Raw genomic sequence first — 20,423 nt, 5'->3', positions numbered from 1 at the left:
ACGTTGCACTCAGCGCAGAATGCGCGGGGCTTCGTCGCGGGGCAGGTTGTTCTGCGGGGCAGGCTGGCCGACGAATTCGACTTCACCACGCAACTGCTCGCGCATCTGGCGGGCGACGTCTTCACCAATCGACCTGGACACGTCACGCACCACGCGACCGCGGTTCAGGGAAACCTTGATATCCCGACCGTTGACCAGCTTGGTGTCCTGCCCTTCGCCCATCGCGGTGAATGCCGAAGTCACCTCGAATGTGCGTGTGTTGATGAGGCTGAAATCGGCCACCAGCGTCAGACCCAGAATGGCTGAATGGGCATCGGTGTTGGCGATTTCATTCACATCCTGGCGGAAATCGATATCGGACACGGTGCCGAACAGCACGTAGTCCGCGCCTTTGAAGTTGCCGTTCTTGATGCGCTTGATCACATCGTAGACATCTTCCTTGGAGCTGGCGGTGTAGGGCGTGCCTTGCACCAGCTGAAACATGCCGGACTTGAGAATCTCACCCTTGATGTCACCGCTGAACTTGCGCAGCTCGCCTTGCTCGATGTAGCTGGTACGCGACTCGTATTCCTCGTAGCTGGCCGAGCCGCTGGCGCTGTAGCGGTTGACCCGCACGTCGCTGCTGGCCGAAACGGTGTGGATGTACTGTTCCACACGCTCTTGGAAAGCCATGTCGGTGACTGCGATCTTCGGGGCGGCCTGGACGCCAAAGGCGCACACCATGCCGAGAATACCCATCCATGCACGCATTGATCAGCGCTCCGTGGTCTTGCGGATTTCTTTCTCGTCCATCCACTCGGCCAGACCGCTTTCAACGTCGATCAGTTGCAGGCTGAATTTGTAGAAGACGTCCTTGTAATCGCTGCTGCGCTTGACGATCGAGCTGATCGAGCCTTCCAGACGGTATTTGGCGGCAACCATATTGCCGGTCTTGGCGACGCTGCTCTTCTTGTACAGGCCGCTCTGGTTCTGCAGCTTGAGCTGGTCGACCTGGCTCTGCATCTCGGTGTTGTCGCTGGCGAACCGGGCGGTGCCGGATTTCATCAGCTGGGTCTTGATGGATGTGGTGATTTCACGAGTATCGATGTACTCGCTGGTCTTGTTCTTCACATCGTAGACCTGCACCACCGGGCGACCTTGCAGGATGCCGGACTGAGCCAGCGAGCGGGTCATGCTTTCGGCGATCATCTGCAGGTCGGTGGAACCGAACTCGTTGGTGACGGTTTCCACGGCCTTGGTGTCGCCGTAGCTGATGTTCTTGCTTCCCAGCATCGGGGAATTATTGGCGCAGCCGGTCGCCAGCAGAGCGATGGCGGCAATGGAGCAGAGACGAATGGACAGCATGTGGGAATTCTCTCGAACTGAACGAATGGGGATCAAGGCGTGTTGATTTCAAGACGGAAGTCGGTCGCACGCGGGACCGGCGCAATAGCGGACAGCACGGTGCTTTGCGAACCGTAAAGGGTCACGCTTTTCCAGCTCTCTTCATCGGCCACCGGGAAACCGTCGTTGCCCAGCCATGCGAAGCGGTAATACATCATCTTGTTGCGGCTGCTGGTGTTGGTCAGCTGCGCCTTGACGGTGAGGAAGCCGTTCTCGCGCGCAACGCGCATGGCGCCGACATCGATGTTTTTGGCTTCGCCCATCGGCACGACTTTGCTGGCGGCACTGCCCGGCGCCGGCGGGGGCGGGGTCGCGCAACCGGCGAGCATGGCGATGGCCAGCGCGCCGAAAACCTTCATACGCATGAAAATCTCCTGTTGATTATTTGGCGGTGGCGATGGCCTGAGGCACCGCGGATGGCATGACCTGAGCGGCCAGACTGCCCGCATACACCTGATTGCCCAGAGCGCGCAGCGGGATCACCTGATAGGCCTGGTCGACCGTGACCTGCACACGCGAGCCACCGATCGAGTTGGGCAGCACGATCTGGTGGTCGCCCTTGGGCAGCCGCAGGCGTGCGACCAGCGTATTGTCCGGCAGGGTGCGCCAGGTACGGGTGTCGGCGCCTTCGGTTACGGCCGATGCGATACCGACTGCCAGCCCGGCGAGAGGGTTGACGTCGTTGATCTGCTTTTGCGCCACGCCGCGCGTGATGGCGCGCACGGTCGTGCGCAGGATGATCCCCGGCATGTCGTCACGCAGCGCGCGGCGAGACATGTCGGTGGTGCTGTTGAGCAGTGTCAGATCGAGCGGTTTGCCGTCCAGCGTGATCTGGCTGAACGAAGGCGTCGTGGTGTCCGGCTTGATGACCGGGAACGACAGCGGCGTGATGACCAGATTGCCGCTGATGGGCAATGGCAGCGGGATGCGTACCGAGTCGCGGGCCGGAGCGAAGCCGGACTGGACAATGATCAGCACTTCGCTGTCGTCCTTGCCATTTTTGACGCTCTTGCCGCCGGCGGCATCCAGGTTCTTGAGCGCCTGTTCCAGCAGCGGGGTGTTTGGGCGCAGCTCGGCGGCCTTGCGATAACCGGGCGCCGCAAGGCCTTTCTCGCCCAGCGCTTCGTAGACGAAGCCTGAGAGATAGTGGCTGAACGCACTCTGGTAGCTGTTCTTGAGGCCCACGACTTCAGGGGCGTCCAGCGAGGCGACCGGGTAGCCTTGCAGATCTTTGTACTGAGTCCTGACGCCGCGATTCTCGGCTTCCTGCTCGCTCTTGAGGTATTCCTTGTCGCGCAGTTCGGCGATCACGGCCTCACGTTCGTGAGTCTTCTTGATTTCCGTGCGTGCGCCATCGAAATCGTTGGAAGCCAGCAGATTGAGCGCCATCTGCGTGGTCAGCATGACCTTCTCGTAGTCGTAGCCTTCGTAACGGCGGACCTTGTCGTTGACCAGAAAGCTGCCGAACTGGGCCAGGTACTTCTCGGTGTCGAACTTGACCGATTCTTCCCACTTGAACACCACTTGGTCGGCTGCCCGCCAGGCCGTCTGGCTACCGGCGAAATCGCCCTTGGCACGCAGCAGTTCGCCTTTCTCGAAGTAATAGAGCAGGTCTTTGTCTTCGCCGGTGTTGTTCTTTTCCAGCGTGCCGAGCGCGGCGTCGACATTGCCGGACACCAGCTGCTGACTGGTCTCCTTGAGTTCGGAGTCGTAGCTACGGAAAGCGGCGCAGCCCGCCAGTTGCACGGCGGCGACCAGCGCAAGCGCGGTCAAGGCACGAGATGACATGCGATCATTCCCTGAGATCGATAGCGCAGGGCGCGCTATACAGGTCCGTCTGTTTGAGGCAGCAAGGCCGCCGGTCAGTCCTGCGCACTGGATGCAATCCAGCACAAAGGGTGCCGGATTATAAGCCGCGGGCGCGGCATGACAATGGCTTTTTGCTTTCGTTCAATCTTATCGGAAGGATCTTACGAACGGTATGTGAGCGAGTGCACGGTTTCCAGTCATCTTCAGGGAATTGAATCGCCAGCAAGCTGGCTCCTACAGGGCGTATGACCGTAGGAGCCAGCTTGCTGGCGATTCACCTGTCAGACGGCAATCGACGGCAACGACTTGCCCGCCAGCGTCTCGCCACTCGCAGCCTGTTCGCTGGCCAGCCAGTCGACGAACTGCTGGACGATCTGTACCCGGCGTTTGCGCTGCGGCAGCACGACGTAATACCCGTAAGCGGATATAGCGCTGCCGGCTACCGGGCGACACAGCAGACCCTGATCGAGCAAGTCGTCGATCAGATGCCGCCAGCCAATGGCCACGCCCTGACCTCCGATGGCCGCCTGGATCAGCAATGTGTAATTGTCGAACCGCAACTGGCCGGGCGCGGGCGCTTGCTGAATGTCCAGGGCCTTGAAGACGCCTGCCCAGTCGAACCAGTTGTGGCTGGCTTCGCTGCGCAAATGCAGCAGCGGAAAGGCCCTGAGGGCTTCATTGGGCAACGGCGTCGCATACCCGCTGACAAGCTGCGGGCTGCACACCGGGAACACCTCTTCGCTGAACAGCCAATGGCTCTCGCCTTGCCTGAAACGGCCGTCGCCGAACAGGATCGCTACATCGACTTCGGCTCGCAACATGCCGGGGGAGCGTTCGCTGGTCACAAGACTGACGTCGACGTCCGGATTCAGCTTATGGAACCTGTGCAGCCGTGGCATCAGCCAGTAGGCCGCGAAGGCAAAGTCGGTCGCGACCTGCAGCACCTCATGCTGGCGGCGATTGGTGATCGCGACCAATCCAGCATCCATGGACTGAAGCCCGGTCTGGACATGATTGAAGAGCACCTCACCGGCGTCAGTCAGCTCGATACCGCGGTAAATACGATCGAACAAGCGCGTCGCCAGCTGTTCTTCCAGGCGTTTGATCTGCTGACTGATCGCCGGCTGGGTCGTGCCCAGCTCGATAGCCGCAGCCGTAAAACTGCGCAAGCGGGCCGCGGCTTCGAAAGCCCGTAGCAGGTCAAGCGACATGTCACCCAGCGCTTCAAACATAAGCTGTGCTTATCCTAGGTATTGTCTGCCGGGGGCTTTACCCTCTGGCTCAAGATATTCATTCTGGTCGCCAGCACTTTCGCATAACTATCGACTATGGGATGCAGCGATCACATGAAGCGCAAAAATATTCTTTTCATCATGGCCGATCAAATGGCCGCGCCACTTTTGCCCTTCTACGCTGATTCTCCCATCAAGATGCCGAACCTGAGCCGGCTTGCGACGCAAGGCGTGGTGTTCGAATCGGCTTACTGCAACAGCCCGCTCTGCGCGCCGTCGCGCTTTACGCTGGTGAGCGGCCAGTTGCCGAGCCGGATCGGCGCTTATGACAATGCAGCCGATTTTCCCGCTGACATTCCTACCTATGCTCACTACCTGCGCAGTCTGGGCTACAAGACGGCGCTGTCGGGCAAGATGCATTTCTGCGGCCCCGACCAATTGCACGGCTATGAAGAACGCCTGACCAGCGATATCTATCCCGCCGACTACGGCTGGGCAGTGAACTGGGACAAGCCGGACGTGCGACCAAGCTGGTATCACAACATGTCATCGGTATTGCAGGCCGGCCCCTGCGTGCGTACTAACCAGCTCGACTTCGATGAGGAAGTGGTCTTCAAGGCCCGCCAGTATCTCTACGACCATGTCCGCCAGGACGGCGACGCACCGTTTTGCCTGACGGTATCGATGACCCATCCTCATGATCCGTACACCATTCCCAAGCCGTTCTGGGACCTGTACAGCGACGATCAGATCCCGATGCCGCTGGATCATCAGGCCCAGAAGGCACTGGATGCGCATTCGCAGCGCCTGCTCAAGGTCTACGATCTATGGGACAAGCCGCTGCCCGCGGAGAAGATCCGCGACGCGCGACGGGCCTACTTCGGCGCGTGCAGTTACATCGATGACAACGTCGGCAAGCTGTTGCAGACCCTTGAGGAGACGGGTCTGGCAGAGGACACCGTCATCGTGTTTTCCGGCGACCACGGAGACATGCTGGGCGAGAAGGGGCTCTGGTACAAAATGCACTGGTTCGAAATGGCCGCGCGCGTGCCTTTGTTGGTCTACGCGCCCGGTCAGTTCAAGGCGGGCCGCGTCGGCGCATCGGTGTCGACGGCGGATCTGCTGCCAACGTTCGTCGAGCTGGCCGGTGGAGAACTGGACGACGGGCTGCCCCTGGACGGTCGCTCGCTGGTGCCGCATCTGACTGCACAAGGCGGGCACGACGAGGTGTTCGGCGAATACATGGCGGAAGGCACCACCAGCCCGCTGATGATGATCCGTCGCGGGCATTACAAATTCATCTATTCGGAGCAGGACCCGTGCCTGCTGTTCGATGTGACCCGTGACCCGCAAGAGCGGGAAGACTTGAGCAACTCGCCAGCCTACCGACAGGTTTTCAACGAGTTCCTTGAGGAAGCGAGGAGCAAATGGGACATCCCGGCGATACACCATCAGGTGCTCGCCAGCCAGCGTCGGCGACGCTTCGTCGCTCGTGCGCTGGCAACCGGCAAGCTGAAGAGTTGGGATCACCAGCCACTGGTAGACGCCAGTCAGCAGTACATGCGCAACCATATCGATCTGGACGATCTGGAGCGCAAGGCACGTTATCCGCAGCTTTGAAACCCTGCCCACACCAAGAAAATCAAAAAGGGGTACATCGATGATCAAGTTATCCACAGTGCTTGCGGTAAGCGTCATGACAGCCTGCAGTTTCGCGGCTCACGCAGACGACAGCAGCTGCGCGACGGTCAAAATGGCCGATCCGGGCTGGAGCGACATCGCCGCGACCAACGCCATCGCCGGCGTGCTGCTCGACGGCCTGGGCTACAAGGCACGAATCGACACCCTGGCGGTGCCGATTGCCTTCGGTGGCCTGAAAGATGGTCAGCTCGATGTGTTCCTGGGCAACTGGATGCCCGCGCAACAGGGTTTCTACGACAAGTTCGTGGCCACCGGCGACGTGACCCAGCTGGCGAAAAATCTGCAAGGCACCGAGTTCACGCTGGCCGTGCCGGACTATGTGTGGGAGGCGGGTGTGCATGATTTCGCCGATCTGGATAAATTCGCCGACAAGTTCGGCAAGAAAATCTACGGCATCGGCTCCGGCGCGCCGGCCAACCTGTCCTTGCAGGAAATCATCAAGAATGACGAATTTGGCCTGGGCGACTGGAAGCTGGTGGAGTCCAGCGAGCAGGCCATGCTGGCCGAGGTCAGTCGCAACGCGAAGCGTAAATCCTTTGTGGTGTTTCTGGGCTGGACGCCGCATCCCATGAACGTGCAGGTCAAGGGCATGCGCTATCTGAAGGGCGGCGAAAAGTATTTCGGCGAAACCGGCTCGGTACATACCCTGACCCGCAAGGGCTACGCCCAGGCGTGCCCGAACGTGGGCAAGCTGCTGACCAACCTGAGCTTCACGCTGGACATGGAAAACAGCATCATGGCCGAGGTGGTGAGCAAGAAAACCAGCAACACCGAAGCCGCCAAAGCCTGGATCAAGGCCAACCCCGCCGTGCTGGAAAAATGGCTCGATGGCGTGAAGACGCTGGACGGCAAGGATGCGCTGGCGGCTGTAAAGGCGAAGCTCTAATACATTCCGTAGGAGCCAGCTTGCTGGCGATGCGATGCGTCAGACACACCGCGCGCCGCTTGCATCGCCAGCAAGCTGGCTCCTACAGGAACTGCGATTAGGTGAGGATTCGATGTACCCTTGATTTCACTCCACCCAGCATGAGGGACCGATGCGCTGGCTCAATCGCCATAAATTCCTGCCATTTCTCGCCTGGCTGCCACATCAGAACCGTGGCAGCGCGGGGCGTGATGCCCTGGTAGGGCTCAGTGGCGCGATTCTCGCTCTTCCGCAGTCCATCGCTTACGCACTGATCGCCGGTCTGCCGCCCGAGTACGGGCTCTACGCCGCCATCGTACCGGTCATGATCGCCTGCCTCTGGGGCTCGTCCTGGCATTTGATCTGTGGCCCTACCGCGGCGATTTCGGTGGTTTTGTACGCCAGTGTCAGCCCGCTGGCCGTTCCAGGCAGCCAGGACTACATCACGCTCGTGCTGCTGCTGACACTCATTGCCGGGGTTTTCCAGCTGTTGTTGGGCCTGATGCGATTCGGCGCGCTGGTGAATTTCGTGTCGCACTCGGTCGTACTGGGTTTCACGCTGGGGGCGGCCGTTGTCATTGCGCTGGGACAGATGCCCAGTCTGCTGGGTATGGAGCTGCCGAGCCAATCGACGGCCTTGGGAACCCTGACTACGATTCTCAGCCATCGAGGCGATATCGATCTGCCGTCCCTGGCGCTTGGCGCGGCGACTCTGGTGCTGGGCATTGCTTTGAAATACTGGCTGCCTCGCTGGCCGACCCTGCTCATTACGCTGGTGGTCAGCAGCCTGGCGGTGTGGCTGTGGCCGGCGTTATTCGGGCATGTAAAAACGGTCACGCGCTTCGAAGGCCAGTTGCCGCCCTTCAGCCTGGTGCCGCTGGACCTGGATCTGATTCTGCGTCTGCTGCCGACAGCCGTTGCGGTCGGCATGCTCGGCCTGGTGAACAGCCTGTCGATTGCCCGCTCGTTGTCGGCCCGTTCTCAACAGCTGATCAACGCCAATCAGGAAGTGCGCGCTCAAGGACTTTCGAACATCGTCGGTTCGTTCTTCTCGGGTTATCTCTCGGCGGGCTCATTCACGCGCGCCGCGCTCAGTTATGAAGCGGGCGCCCGTTCGCCGCTGGCCGGGGTTTTCTCGGCCTTGTGGGTTGCGCTATTCGCGGTCGCCGGGGCATCGCTGATAGCTCACATCCCGATCCCCAGCATGGCCGCTTCGATCTTGCTGATTTGCTGGGGCCTTGTCGATCGACGCGGGATTCGGGCCTTGTACCGCGTAAGCCGCTCCGAGTTTTTCGTCATGGCGCTGACGTGTCTGGCGACACTGCTGCTGGAATTGCAAACCGCGATCTATGCCGGCGTGCTGGCATCGCTGTTTTTCTACCTCAAACGTACCTCGCAGCCGCGTGTCCAGCAGTGGCGCGAAGGCGATGACGAGATTCTACGGGTCGGTGGCTCGATCTTTTTCGGCGCCAGCCACTATTTGCAGACTCGGCTGCAACGCACTCAGGGCAAACGGGTGGTCGTGGAAGCGCAGCAGATCAACTTCATTGATTACTCAGGTGTCGAGATGCTGCACCAGGAAGCCCGCCGCCTGCTCAAGCAGGAGCGGGTGCTGGTGCTGCGTCACGCCCGCCCTCAGGTAATCGAGGAACTGCACAAGCTCGAAGGGGCGGAGCGGTGCCCGGTGGTGTTCGAGGAGTGAACCTATCGGTTATCCGCCAGCTGGCGCCGCAGCTCCGCCAGCACCGGCGCTGAATCGGGGCGTACCCCGCGCCACAGCAGGAAGGCTTCGGCGGCCTGTTCGACCAGCATTCCCAGACCATCCACCGATTGCGCCGCGCCATGCTCGGTGGCCCAGCGACAGAACGCCGTGGGCTCCTTGCCGTACATCATGTCGTAGCAGAAGGTTGCGCCCGGCTGGATCAGACTCGGCGCGATGGGCGGCAACTCGCCGGCCAGACTCGCCGAGGTGGCGTTGATGATCAGGTCGACCGACTCTTCGAGCCAGTCAAAACCACTGGCGAATACCGGACCGAGATCGGCGAATTCGCTGGCTAGCTGTTCGGCTTTTTCCACCGTGCGGTTGGCGATAACCAGCACCGCGGGCTTTTCCGCCAGCAGGGGTTCCAGCGCGCCACGAACCGCACCGCCCGCGCCGAGCAGCAGAATCCGCTGGCCGCGCAGGTCGAATCCGCAGTTGACCTTCAGGTCACGTACCAGTCCAGCGCCGTCGGTGTTGTCGCCCAACAAAGTGCCGTCGGCTTGCTTGCTCAATGTGTTGACCGCCCCGGCACGGCGCGCACGCTCGGTCAGCCGGTCGGCCAGCCGGAATGCCTGCTCCTTGAAAGGCACGGTCACGTTGGCGCCGCGTCCGGTTTCAAAGAAAGCGCGAGCGAAGTCGGCGAAACCGTCCAGCGGCGCCAGGGCGGTCCGGTAATCCATTGACTGACCCGTCTGCTCGGCAAACAAGGTATGAATCAGAGGCGATTTGCTGTGGCCGATGGGGTTACCGAAGACGACGTAGTGATCCATGAGTGTTCCTGTTGATGGTGCTCAGGCTTGCGCCAGCCAGTCGCGGTCGGTGAGGAAGTAGTCGGTCAGGCGCGCCTCTTCGGTGCCCGGCGCGGCTTTCCAGTCATAGCCCCAGCGTACTTGCGGCGGTAGCGACATGAGGATCGATTCGGTACGCCCGCCCGATTGCAGACCGAACAGAGTGCCGCGGTCGTAGACCAGGTTGAATTCGACGTAACGACCGCGTCGGAACTCCTGGAATTCACGTTGCTGCACGGTGTAGGCGGCGGCCTTGCGGCGCTGCACGATCGGCAGGTAGGCATTGATGTACGCGTCGCCGATGGCACGCAGGAAGGCAAAGCTGGTCTCGAAGTCCCACTGGTTCACGTCGTCGAAGAACAGCCCGCCGATGCCGCGCGGTTCGTTGCGATGCTTGATATGGAAGTAGCTGTCGCACCAGGCCTTGTAGCGCGGGTACACGTCCGCGCCGAAAGGCGCGCACGCCTGCTCGGCGATCCGGTGCCAATGTACGCAGTCTTCCTCGACGCCGTAGTAGGGCGTCAGATCGAAGCCGCCACCGAACCACCAGACCGGCTCTTCACCTTCCTTTTCGGCGATGAAGAACCGCACGTTGGCGTGCGAGGTCGGCACATGGGGGTTGTGCGGGTGAATGACCAGCGACACGCCCAACGCCTCGAAGCCGCGCCCGGCCAGTTCCGGCCGATGAGCGCTGGCCGAAGGCGGCAGGTTGCTGCCGAATACGTGGGAAAAATTCACCCCGCCTTTTTCGATCACCGCGCCATTCTCGATGACGCGCGTACGACCCCCGCCACCCGCCGGGCGGGTCCAGGCGTCTTCGACGAAACGGGCTTTGCCGTCTTCCCGTTCGAGGGCAGCGCAGATCCGGTCTTGCAGGTCGAGCAGGTAGGCCTTCACGGCCTCGGTACGGGTGTTCATGGTGATCCCCAGAAGCTGGCTTCGAACGTCCGGACGCCCGAATTCAAAGGGCGCGGGCAGATTGGCGCGTAGCATACCACCGGGCGACGGCGCTTCGCAGTTGACGAAGCCCGGACGAAAGCGTCCGATAGACCGATCCGCATCAACCAGCATGGAGAGAGCAAATGGCAAAGCGTATCCAGTTTGGCGCAGTCGGGGGCCCGGAAGTCCTTGAATATGTCGATTTCGAACCTGCCGCGCCCGGTCCGCAAGAAGTGCTTGTGCGCAACAAGGCGGTGGGTCTGAACTTCATCGACACCTATTACCGCAGCGGGCTGTATCCGGCTCCGGCGCTGCCCTCGGGCCTGGGCACCGAGGGGGCGGGCGTGGTGGAGGCGGTGGGCAACGAGGTCAGCCGCTTCAAGGTTGGCGACCGGGTTGCGTATGCCACCGGACCTTTGGGCAGCTACGCGGAGCTGCACGCCCTGCCTGAAGCGCATCTGGTCAAGCTGGCCGATTCGATCAGCTTCGAACAGGCGGCAGCCGTGATGCTCAAGGGCCTGACCGTGCAGTATCTGCTGCGCCAGACCTACCAGGTCAAGCCAGGCGAAACCTTTCTGTTTCATGCGGCGGCCGGCGGCGTGGGCTCGCTGGCCTGCCAGTGGGCCAAAGCGCTGGGGGCCAAACTCATCGGTACCGTGAGTACCCCGGATAAAGCCGCCCATGCCAAGGCGCTCGGCGCCTGGGAAACCATCGATTACAGCCATGAAGACGTGGCAGCACGGGTGCTGGAGCTGACCGGTGGACAGAAATGTCCGGTGGTCTATGACGGCGTGGGTCAGGATACCTGGCAGACATCGCTGGACTGCGTCGCGCCGCGCGGACTGCTGGTGAGCTTCGGCAATGCTTCCGGCCCGGTTTCCGGCGTCAACCTGGGTATTCTCGCGCAGAAAGGTTCGCTGTACGTGACTCGCCCGACCCTGGGCAGCTATGCCAACAATGCACAGAACCTGCAATCGATGGCCGATGAGCTGTTCGACATGCTTGCCAGCGGCAAGCTCAAGGTCAATGACATCCAGCAGCACGCCCTGAAGGACGCCGCGCAGGCTCAGATCGAGTTGTCGGCGCGACGTACCACCGGATCGACCATCCTGATTCCCTGATCGCCCCGCCCGGTCAACCGGCCCGAACCACCTGACCGGTGGCGATATCGCGAATCACGCTGGGGTTTCGGCGGCCGCCCAGGCTGCCGCCGAGCACCAGGTCGATCTGCCCGCGGAAATACTGCTCCACTCGCAAACGGCTACGCGCCGAAGGCCGACCGGCAGGGTTGGCGGATGTGGAGATCAGCGGCCCGGTCAGTGCGCAGAGTTCGCGAACGGTCGGGTGATCGGTGACGCGCAGGGCAACGGTTTCGTGCACGCCTGTGATCCACTCCGGCAACAGGTTCTGATGCGGCACCAGCCAGGTATTGGGGCCCGGCCAGGTGCTGGCCATGCGATCCAGCCACAGCTCGGGAAAATCCTCGAACAGGAAGTCGAACTGACGGATGTTGTCGGCGATCAGAATCAGCCCTTTATCCACAGGCCGCGATTTGATGGCGAGCAGGCGGTAGACCGCTTCCTCGTCCCAGGGATCACATCCCAGCCCCCACACCGCTTCGGTTGGGTAGGCAATCACCGCTCCGGCTCTGACTTCTCGAGCGGCTTGTTGCACACGCCAACTGCTGACCATCGCTATTCTCCGCAAAATCGTGCCGGGAAGTTTAACCTCAGCGGGCCCGTGCGAACCATCGTCCCGCTTCATTGCTGATCAACCCGTCCAACTCAAGCTCGGTCAGCGCAGCCAGAACCTTCGACAGCGGCCAGCCTGCGGAGGCCGCCAGCGCCTCGCTGGTCAGCGGCGCGGCGTGCAGGATTGCCAGTAGCGGGTGGCTCGATCCCTCGGGTTCGGCAGCCGCGGGAGTAACGCGTTGCCAGTGTTGCAAGGCTTCGAGGATGTGATCCACCGTCTCCACCAGAATCGCGCCGTCACGGATCAGCTGATGGCAGCCCTTGGCGCCGGGGTGATGAATCGATCCCGGAATCGCGTAGACCTCGCGTCCATGTTCGGCCGCCAGTCTGGCAGTGATCAACGAGCCACTGGCGACACTGGCCTCGACCACCAGCACGCCGAGCGACAGACCGCTGATAATCCGGTTGCGCCGGGGAAAGTTGCTGGCCTGCGGAGGCGCGTCGAGCGGGAACTCGGAAATCACCGCGCTGCCTTGTGCTGCCATCTGCGCCGCAAGACTGCGATTGCGCTGTGGATAAAGTTTTTCGAGCCCGGTGCCCAATACGCCGATTGTCGTTCCGCCGACCGCCAGAGCGCCGTGGTGCGCGGCGGCGTCAATGCCCAGCGCGAGGCCGCTGGTGATGACAAAACCGGCCGCCGCCAGACTTCGGGCGAATGCGGCGGCCGTATCCATTCCGGGCTTGGACGCACGTCGACTGCCCACTATCGCGAGCTGCGGGCGTTCGAGAATGGCGGGGTTGCCGGCAATGAAAATCAGCGGCGGCGGGTCGGGGATCTGGGCGAGCAGAGCAGGGTAGCCAGGGTCGTCCCACATCAGCAAATGCTGGCCCGGACGCTCTATCCAGGCCAATGCGGCGCTTGCTCCGTCGCGTACGGAGGGCTCGCGTCGTGCGTCAGCGCAGGCCCCCGGCAGACCCAGCGCCCGCCATGCCGTCGCCGGTGCGGACAGCGCCGCCGACGCGCTATCGAATGCTTCTATCAAGCGCGAAAAACGTTTTGGCCCGATTTCCGGCAAGCGTTGAAGGCGCAATCGCGCCTCGAGTTCAGAAGGCGAAACAGTGGTCGTCTCGAACAGTGGCATAAGATCGTCCTTGATCCGAATGCACTCTTCAAACGGGTGTCAACCTGTGGATAACTCTGTTGACAACAATTTGAAAAGTTGTGCGTCAGTGGGAAAACTCGTCTTGAAACTGAAACATAGCGTCAAGGGTTACGGACCTTGTCCTGAATGGACATTGAGCGGTTCGCTTGCAGCACCAGACCGTAACTGAGCTTTTCGTAGGTTCGGAAAACCATGAGCAGGCCTGCGCGTTCGTCGGGGATCTTCACCGATTCGCCGTTGATGCGATCCCGGACCGTCTCACCGGTCTTGTAGATGGCTAGCACGTTGCCCTCAGCCAGGCCGTCACGTCTGCCCTTGTTGAGTGTGACCACGTCGTATTCACCGATCTGTGTCACACCACGTGGCACATCGATGATCAAGCCGTCGATGGCCGTTTGCGGGGCAGTGGGCATGAAGGTCGAATTGATCGCTCGTTCTTCGCCGCTGAACAGGCGGTCGCCAAGGCGTACCTCCTGGGTGGAGCGCTGCAGGATCAGCGTAGAGATATCCCCGTCGGTCGCGACGATCTCGCCGCCGCCGATATCGTCGGCGTTGATGCCAAGCACTTCCTCGGTCTGTGGATCGGTATAGGTTTTGCCCTGGCGGAAGATGCCATAGACCGAATCTTGCGGGTCGAGCGTGCCGCGCACGTAGATCCGGTCGCCGCGGCCGCTCAGCACCCGCTCCGCGTTGCCCGCCACGATGTAGGGCGCATTCTGGAACTGTTCGGCGTCGTCGACGATCCGGTTGCTGATCAGAAACGCGTTGATCGCGCCGAGTGGAATGCTGGGTATCGCCTCGACCGTCGGCGTACTGCGTACACGCGGCGACAATTTGATGGTGCCCCGGGATTCGCCACGGCTCAACGTGACTCTGGGCTGGCCATCCACATAGCTGAGGGTCAGGGTGTCGCCGGGGTAGATCAGGTTCGGATCGTTCACCTGCGGGTTGGCCCGCCAGATTTCGCGCCACTTCCAGGGCTCGCTGAGAAACTTCGCGGAAATGTCCCAGAGTGTGTCGCCGGCGATGACCGTGTAGCGCTGCGGATGGCCTTCCCTGAGCTGCACTTGCGCCTGGACAAGACCACTGACGGTCAACAGCAGCAGGGCGAGTAGTGATTTCCTCATGCGGTGAATCCCTTTATCATATTGCTTCGCGTGAACACAGAGTCCAACGGGCTCGTACCAGGCCTGTCCCGCTTCGATGTCCTGAGCCGGCGGCCGATTTTGACTTTACCTTACAGTGCAGCTCTTACGTATATGGCTATCCTGAACATTCTCGAATTTCCCGATTCGCGCCTGCGCACCATCGCCAAGCCCGTTTCGATAGTAGACGACGGCATCCGCCAGTTGGTCGACGACATGTTTGAAACCATGTACGAGGCACCTGGTATCGGACTGGCCGCAACACAGATCAACGTGCACAAGCGCGTGGTCGTCATGGACCTGAGCGAAGATCGCAGCGAGCCTCGGGTGTTCATCAACCCCGAGATCGAAACGCTGACCGATGACATGGGTGAATACCAGGAAGGCTGCCTGTCGGTTCCCGGCTTCTATGAAAACGTCGATCGCCCGCTCAAGGTCCGCGTCAAGGCGCTGGATCGTGACGGCCAGCCTTATGAGCTGATCGCCGAAGGTCTGCTCGCGGTGTGCATCCAGCACGAGTGCGATCACCTCAACGGCAAGCTGTTCGTCGACTACCTCTCCAATCTCAAGCGTGACCGGATCAAGAAGAAGCTGGAAAAACAGCACAAATTGAACGCCTGATCCGCCACCCTTAAAAAGGCCTGATTCAGGCCTTTTTATTTTCCACAACGAGAAACCCATGACTGAGCCACTGCGCATCGTTTTCGCCGGGACGCCTGAGTTTGCCGCCGAGCACCTCAAGGCCTTGCTCGACAGCCCTTACCAGATCGTTGCGGTCTACACGCAGCCGGACCGTCCGGCGGGTCGGGGTCAGAAACTGATGCCAAGCCCGGTCAAGCAACTGGCCTTGCAACACGACATTCAGGTCTTGCAGCCGGCGTCGTTGCGCAATGCTGAAGCTCAGGCGGAGCTTGCCGCGCTCAAGCCCGATCTTATGGTGGTGGTCGCTTACGGGCTGATTCTGCCTCAGGCGGTACTGGATATTCCCCGCCTGGGCTGCATCAACAGCCATGCTTCACTGCTGCCGCGCTGGCGTGGCGCGGCGCCGATCCAGCGCGCCGTTCAGGCCGGCGACGCTGAAAGCGGCGTGACCGTAATGCGCATGGAGGCGGGTCTGGACACCGGCCCGATGCTGCTCAAGACCGTGACCCCAATCAGTCCGCAAGAGACGGGCGGCTCGCTCCATGACCGTCTGGCCGAGCTGGGCCCGCCCGCCGTTCTGCAGGCGATCGCCGGGCTGGCGGACGGAACCCTTTCCGGCGAAGTCCAGGACGACAGTCTTGCGAATTACGCCCACAAGCTGAACAAGGACGAAGCGCGAATCGACTGGACCCTTCCGGCCGAGGAGCTGGAGCGTCTGGTTCGGGCGTTCAATCCGTGGCCGATCTGCCACAGCACGCTGAACGGCGAAGCATTGAAGATTCATGCCGCTGTGCTGGCTGAGGGCTCGGGCGCGCCGGGGACCGTTCTCGACGCCAGCAAGGACGGTCTGCTTGTCGCTTGCGGTCAAGGCGCGCTGCGTCTGACCCGTCTGCAACTGCCAGGCGGCAAACCGCTGAACTTCACCGATCTGTTCAACAGCCGTCGCGAGAAATTCGCGGTCGGCGCGGTATTGGGCCAATGAATCCGCGCCTCGCCGCCGCCAGAGCCCTGGCGGCCGTCCTCAACGGCAAAGCGTCGCTGAACAGTGCCCTGCCGTTGCAGCTGGACAAGGTCGAGCTGCGCGATCGCGGGCTGGTTCAGGATCTGGCGTTCGGCACCGCGCGCTGGCAGCCTCGCCTTTCCGCGCTCGCAGGAAAATTCCTGCAAAAACCCATGAAAGCCGCTGACGCCGATGTCGAAGCGTTGCTGCTGGTGGGCTTGTATCAGCTGTTCTACAGCCGCATTCCTGCCCATGCCGCCATCGGCGAGACCGTCGGTTGCGCCGACAAGCTCAAGAAACCCTGGGCCAAAGGCCTGCTTAATGCAGTGCTGCGCAAGGCCCAGCGTGAGGGCGAAGCACTGCTGCTCGAACTCGAACACGACCCGGTGGTGCGTACCGCCCATCCCCGCTGGCTGCAAAAAGCATTGAAGGCCGCATGGCCGCAGCAGTGGGAAGCGATCTGCGCCGCCAACAATGCGCATCCGCCCATGATCCTGCGGGTCAATCGCCGCCATCATCCGCGTGACCGTTACCTTGAGCTGTTGCGGGCCGCCGGTGTCGAGGCCACGCCATGCACATTCAGCCAGGACGGCATTGTGCTTGCCGAGCCTTGCGACGTGCGCTCGTTGCCGGGCTTTGCCGAAGGCTGGATCAGCGTTCAGGACGAGGCAGCACAACTGGCCGCCGAACTGTTGGAACTGGCGCCCGGACATCGCGTGCTCGATGCCTGTTGCGCGCCGGGCGGCAAGACTTGCCATGTACTGGAGGTCCAGCCGCAGCTTGCTCAGGTGGTCGCGGTCGACCTGGAAGCCAAACGCCTGACGCGGGTCCGGGAAAACCTGGACCGTCTGGGGCTGGATGCGCAGCTGATCGCCACCGATGCGCGCGATACCGCCACATGGTGGGATGGCAAGCCATTCCAGCGCATCCTGCTCGACGCGCCTTGTTCGGCGACCGGCGTCATCCGTCGCCACCCGGATATCAAACTGACGCGCCAGCCTGACGACATTGCGGCGCTCGCCGCTTTGCAGGGCGAGCTGCTCGACGCGCTCTGGCCTACGCTGGAGGTTGGCGGGATTGTGTTGTACGCGACCTGCTCGACGCTGCCGACCGAAAATACGGAAGTCATCGAAGCCTTCCTCACCCGCACGCCGGGAGCTCGCGAACTGGATATCGCCGGCCAGTCCGGCCAGCCGCCCGCGGGCATCAAACAGCCGCATGGTCGCCAGTTGCTGGCCCAGGAAGGCGGCCACGATGGCTTCTACTACGCCAAACTGATGAAAATCTCCGCCTCGACCAAGCGCTGACAGGAGTTTGCCCTTGAAAATCATCATTCTGGGTGCGGGTCAGGTCGGCGGTACGCTCGCCGAGCACCTTGCCAGCGAAGCCAACGACATCACCGTGGTGGACACCGACGGCGACCGGCTGCGGGATCTGGGCGACCGCCTGGATATCCGCACCGTACAGGGCCGGGGCTCGTTTCCCACGGTCCTGCGTCAGGCCGGGGCGGACGACGCCGACATGCTGGTGGCCGTTACCAACAGCGACGAAACCAACATGGTTGCCTGTCAGGTCGCTTACACCCTGTTCAGCACGCCGACCAAGATCGCCCGGGTGCGCGAAAGCGCCTATCTGACCCGCGCCGGACTGTTTCACAACGATGCGATCCCGGTAGACGTGCTGATCAGCCCCGAGCAGGTGGTCACCCATTACATCAAGCGCCTGATCGAATATCCCGGCGCGCTCCAGGTCATCGACTTCGGTAATGGCAAGGCGCAACTGGTCGGGGTCAAGGCGTATTACGGCGGTCCCCTGGTGGGCCAACAGTTGCGGCAACTGCGCACGCATATGCCTACCGTGGATACTCGCGTGGCCGCGATCTTCCGCCGCGACCGCCCGATCCTGCCCCAGGGCGATACCGTCATCGAGGCCGACGACGAGGTTTTTTTCATCGCGGCCAAGGCGCACATTCGTGCCGTCATGGGCGAGTTGCGACAACTCGATGAAAGCTACAAACGCATCGTCATCGCCGGCGGAGGCAATATCGGCGAACGTTTGGCAGAGGCCATCGAAAGCCGCTATCAGGTCAAGATCATCGAGATGAATCCCGCGCGTTGCCGTTATCTGTCCGACAACCTCGACAGCACAGTGGTACTCCAGGGCAGTTCCTCGGACCGTGACCTGCTGCTGGAGGAGAACATCGGCGATACCGACCTGTTCCTGGCACTGACCAACGACGACGAAGCCAACATCATGTCGTCGCTGCTCGCCAAACGGCTGGGCGCGGGCAAGGTGATGACCCTCATCAACAACCCAGCCTATGTGGATCTGGTCCAGGGCGGCGAAATCGATATCGCCGTCAGCCCGCAGCTGGCGACCATCGGCACCTTGCTGGCGCACGTGCGTCGAGGCGATATCGTCAGCGTCCATTCCCTGCGGCGCGGCGCGGCGGAAGCCATCGAAGTCGTCGCCCACGGCGATGCCCGGTCCAGCAAGGTGATCGGCCGCGCCATCCGCGACATCGCCCTGCCGCAAGGCACCACCATCGGCGCCGTGATTCGCAAGGACGAAGTCCTCGTCGCCCACGACAGCACCATGATCGAGTCGGGCGACCACGTGATCATGTTCCTTGTGGACAAGAAATATATCCGCGACGTGGAGCGGCTATTCCAGGTGGGGTTGAGTTTTTTCTGACCCTGATGTTGCTCCGCGTAGGAGCCAGCTTGCTGGCGATGCACCAGACGCTGTTTATCTGACTGACCGCAGCAAGCTGGCTTCTACCGGCCCCATGTCCGTAACCCTATCCCTCAGGCGCTTTCGCCTTTTCATACGTGTCGCCCAGACGCGGCCGACAGCCTGATCCCAAACAATCTTCGTATCGTCGACATCCCGCACAGCGGGGCGCCCGCGCGCCTCGTTTGCTGCGTTCTTGTCATCGGCATGAAGGACCGTCATGCGTCTGCTCCACAGGTCATCACTTGAACTGCGAAATATAGATAAACGACACGTTGTCGCCCCGGAAAAAGCAGTTTTCGAACTGGGTTTCGAACTCCGCTCAAGGCATATCGATGGCCTGGAGCAAATGCGGCAACAGTTTCCCGCCTGCAACGACGAGGACATTCGCGCAGCGCTCAGACGCGGTGAATGGCTGCTGATAAAACCGCCCACCCCGTTCCTGGGCACATCACCTCAAACACCCCCGCCCGAGCCTCCACCACTAGCTTATACACCGAGCAAAGAGCCTTGGCCGCGCCGGGATGCGCCTCAAGGCGTCATCTTCGCCAAATCCTGCGCACCGGGTAGTTGGGGAAAGACGGAAGCAGGGACGGAGGCGGAGCCTGCCGGGCACTTCGGCAATGTCATGGTTGCCAAAAGCAAACCGGTTCCGGCCGAAGCGTCGGCCCTGGCAGCTTCAGTTGGAGCGACTTCGGCACTGGGCCGCCTTGCGGGTGGCGGAATATTCCAATCCGGATATTACTGGCTGTTGCGTACTGCCGCTGCTGCGGGCGCACCGGTAGCCGTTTTTGTCGCAGGCATGCTCCCCGCCAGGATGGGCGACGGCACGCTGTATTCCGACGATGAACTCCGCGCCATGAATGCCGCGGCTTCGCGCGTACGCTTCCAGTTCCGACGCGACGCCCAAGGGCAGTTACAACTCTACGGCATCCACACGGGCGTTACAGGCGACGACACTGTCCCGACGGTCAAAGCCCAGTGGACAGCGGACCATCGAGCCCTGCAAGCCGACCTGGGTGACGGCATAACGATCATCTGGACGCCGAACAACGGCCCACTGAAAGCACCCGAACTGGTTCATCCACAAGCAGGCGACGAGCGCCTGAACACGATACTCGTCCACCCCATCGCAGAAGGCACCGACACGCAGATAGAGGTCTATCCTGAGGTCGACGACATCACCCTTGGCGACCGTATCATCACCTTCCCGGCCGAGTCGGGATTGCGGTCGTTGTATGTGGTGTTTTCGAAGGCGTTGCCGGCGGGGCATTCGTATCATCAGCCACCTAAGTTCTTGCAGGCATTCCCTGACGCTGTGAGACAGAAACACAAAAGCAGCGTCCAAGGAGGAGGGAAGAAGAGGGCTCGCTGGAAAGACCGTAAAGGCAGAATTCTTGAGTGGGACAGTCAGCATGGCCGAATCGAATTGTACGATAAGCAGGGTAAGCACTTAGGCGAGTACGACCCAGTCTCAGGCGAACAAACTAAACCCGCCGATGCAGGGCGAAGAGTTGAGAAGTAGGATTGA

19 protein-coding genes are annotated in these 20,423 nt (G+C 61.5%); 9 read left to right on the top strand and 10 right to left on the bottom strand.

Annotated features, from left to right (window positions below; all coding sequences use genetic code 11):
• Nucleotides 1-9: 9 nt before the first annotated feature.
• The 5 genes from TRP66_RS11685 to TRP66_RS11665 form a co-directional block, all read right to left on the bottom strand.
• Nucleotides 10-750 (bottom strand): penicillin-binding protein activator LpoB, encoded by a 741-nt coding sequence (locus TRP66_RS11685; protein WP_333401830.1) that lies wholly within the window; start codon nt 748-750, stop codon nt 10-12.
• Nucleotides 751-753: 3 nt separating this feature from the next.
• Nucleotides 754-1,344, bottom strand: coding sequence for a penicillin-binding protein activator LpoB (gene lpoB / locus TRP66_RS11680; protein ID WP_442965193.1), 591 nt, complete (start codon nt 1,342-1,344; stop codon nt 754-756).
• A gap of 32 nt (nt 1,345-1,376) precedes the next feature.
• Nucleotides 1,377-1,748, bottom strand: a complete 372-nt coding sequence (locus tag TRP66_RS11675) for a YcfL family protein (RefSeq protein WP_333401829.1) — start codon at nt 1,746-1,748, stop codon at nt 1,377-1,379.
• A 16-nt stretch (nt 1,749-1,764) separates the two neighbouring features.
• Nucleotides 1,765-3,171: a COG3014 family protein gene (locus TRP66_RS11670; RefSeq protein ID WP_333401828.1), complete on the bottom strand. Its 1,407-nt coding sequence runs from the start codon at nt 3,169-3,171 to the stop codon at nt 1,765-1,767.
• A 302-nt stretch (nt 3,172-3,473) separates the two neighbouring features.
• A complete protein-coding gene (locus tag TRP66_RS11665; protein ID WP_333401827.1) occupies nt 3,474-4,424 on the bottom strand; it encodes a choline sulfate utilization transcriptional regulator in 951 nt (316 codons plus the stop codon).
• Between the two features lie 114 nt (nt 4,425-4,538).
• On the opposite strand from TRP66_RS11665, the gene betC reads away from it, so the two are divergent.
• The 3 genes from betC (at nt 4,539) to TRP66_RS11650 (ending at nt 8,731) form a co-directional block, all read left to right on the top strand.
• Nucleotides 4,539-6,044, top strand: coding sequence for a choline-sulfatase (betC, locus tag TRP66_RS11660; protein ID WP_333401826.1), 1,506 nt, complete (start codon nt 4,539-4,541; stop codon nt 6,042-6,044).
• A 40-nt stretch (nt 6,045-6,084) separates the two neighbouring features.
• Complete coding sequence (choX, locus tag TRP66_RS11655) at nt 6,085-7,011, top strand: choline ABC transporter substrate-binding protein (RefSeq protein ID WP_333401825.1); 927 nt, start codon at nt 6,085-6,087, stop codon at nt 7,009-7,011.
• A 151-nt stretch (nt 7,012-7,162) separates the two neighbouring features.
• Nucleotides 7,163-8,731, top strand: coding sequence for a SulP family inorganic anion transporter (locus TRP66_RS11650; RefSeq protein WP_333401824.1), 1,569 nt, complete (start codon nt 7,163-7,165; stop codon nt 8,729-8,731).
• Nucleotides 8,732-8,733: 2 nt separating this feature from the next.
• On the opposite strand, the gene aroE is transcribed toward TRP66_RS11650, so the two are convergent.
• Together aroE and hemF are read right to left on the bottom strand one after the other, a co-directional pair.
• On the bottom strand, nt 8,734-9,561 hold the full coding sequence (gene aroE, locus TRP66_RS11645; protein WP_333401823.1) for a shikimate dehydrogenase: 828 nt from the start codon (nt 9,559-9,561) through the stop codon (nt 8,734-8,736).
• A 21-nt stretch (nt 9,562-9,582) separates the two neighbouring features.
• Nucleotides 9,583-10,497: an oxygen-dependent coproporphyrinogen oxidase gene (gene hemF, locus TRP66_RS11640; RefSeq protein ID WP_333401822.1), complete on the bottom strand. Its 915-nt coding sequence runs from the start codon at nt 10,495-10,497 to the stop codon at nt 9,583-9,585.
• A gap of 164 nt (nt 10,498-10,661) precedes the next feature.
• Between hemF and TRP66_RS11635 the strand changes: the two genes are divergently transcribed.
• Complete coding sequence (locus TRP66_RS11635) at nt 10,662-11,639, top strand: NADPH:quinone reductase (protein ID WP_333401821.1); 978 nt, start codon at nt 10,662-10,664, stop codon at nt 11,637-11,639.
• Between the two features lie 13 nt (nt 11,640-11,652).
• Here the strand turns inward: TRP66_RS11635 and TRP66_RS11630 are convergent, their stop codons facing one another.
• The 3 genes from TRP66_RS11630 to TRP66_RS11620 all read right to left on the bottom strand — a co-directional run bounded on the left by TRP66_RS11630 (nt 11,653) and on the right by TRP66_RS11620 (nt 14,499).
• Nucleotides 11,653-12,210: an L-threonylcarbamoyladenylate synthase gene (locus TRP66_RS11630; protein ID WP_333401820.1), complete on the bottom strand. Its 558-nt coding sequence runs from the start codon at nt 12,208-12,210 to the stop codon at nt 11,653-11,655.
• A gap of 37 nt (nt 12,211-12,247) precedes the next feature.
• The gene (dprA, locus tag TRP66_RS11625) at nt 12,248-13,351 is read right to left on the bottom strand and encodes a DNA-processing protein DprA (protein ID WP_333401819.1); all 1,104 of its coding nucleotides are present in this window, start codon (nt 13,349-13,351) and stop codon (nt 12,248-12,250) included.
• A 122-nt stretch (nt 13,352-13,473) separates the two neighbouring features.
• Nucleotides 13,474-14,499: a LysM peptidoglycan-binding domain-containing protein gene (locus TRP66_RS11620; RefSeq protein ID WP_333401818.1), complete on the bottom strand. Its 1,026-nt coding sequence runs from the start codon at nt 14,497-14,499 to the stop codon at nt 13,474-13,476.
• A 132-nt stretch (nt 14,500-14,631) separates the two neighbouring features.
• Here TRP66_RS11620 and def point away from each other — a divergent pair, with 132 nt between their 5' ends.
• The 5 genes from def to TRP66_RS11595 all read left to right on the top strand — a co-directional run bounded on the left by def (nt 14,632) and on the right by TRP66_RS11595 (nt 20,417).
• On the top strand, nt 14,632-15,138 hold the full coding sequence (gene def, locus TRP66_RS11615; RefSeq protein WP_333401817.1) for a peptide deformylase: 507 nt from the start codon (nt 14,632-14,634) through the stop codon (nt 15,136-15,138).
• A gap of 58 nt (nt 15,139-15,196) precedes the next feature.
• Entirely contained in the window at nt 15,197-16,141 is a 945-nt protein-coding gene (gene fmt, locus TRP66_RS11610) for a methionyl-tRNA formyltransferase (RefSeq protein WP_333401816.1), read from the top strand.
• Nucleotides 16,138-17,466: a 16S rRNA (cytosine(967)-C(5))-methyltransferase RsmB gene (rsmB, locus tag TRP66_RS11605; protein ID WP_333401815.1), complete on the top strand. Its 1,329-nt coding sequence runs from the start codon at nt 16,138-16,140 to the stop codon at nt 17,464-17,466. Before fmt ends, rsmB begins: the two co-directional genes overlap by 4 nt.
• 13 nt (nt 17,467-17,479) lie before the next feature.
• Complete coding sequence (gene trkA, locus TRP66_RS11600) at nt 17,480-18,853, top strand: Trk system potassium transporter TrkA (protein WP_333401814.1); 1,374 nt, start codon at nt 17,480-17,482, stop codon at nt 18,851-18,853.
• Between the two features lie 259 nt (nt 18,854-19,112).
• The gene (locus tag TRP66_RS11595) at nt 19,113-20,417 is read left to right on the top strand and encodes an S-type pyocin domain-containing protein (protein WP_333401813.1); all 1,305 of its coding nucleotides are present in this window, start codon (nt 19,113-19,115) and stop codon (nt 20,415-20,417) included.
• Nucleotides 20,418-20,423 lie beyond the last annotated feature (6 nt).

Source organism: Pseudomonas sp. JDS28PS106, from assembly GCF_036706555.1.
GTDB lineage: Bacteria > Pseudomonadota > Gammaproteobacteria > Pseudomonadales > Pseudomonadaceae > Aquipseudomonas.
Note: the sequence above shows the minus strand (reverse complement) of the source record. Positions and strands in the feature narration are given on the sequence as shown.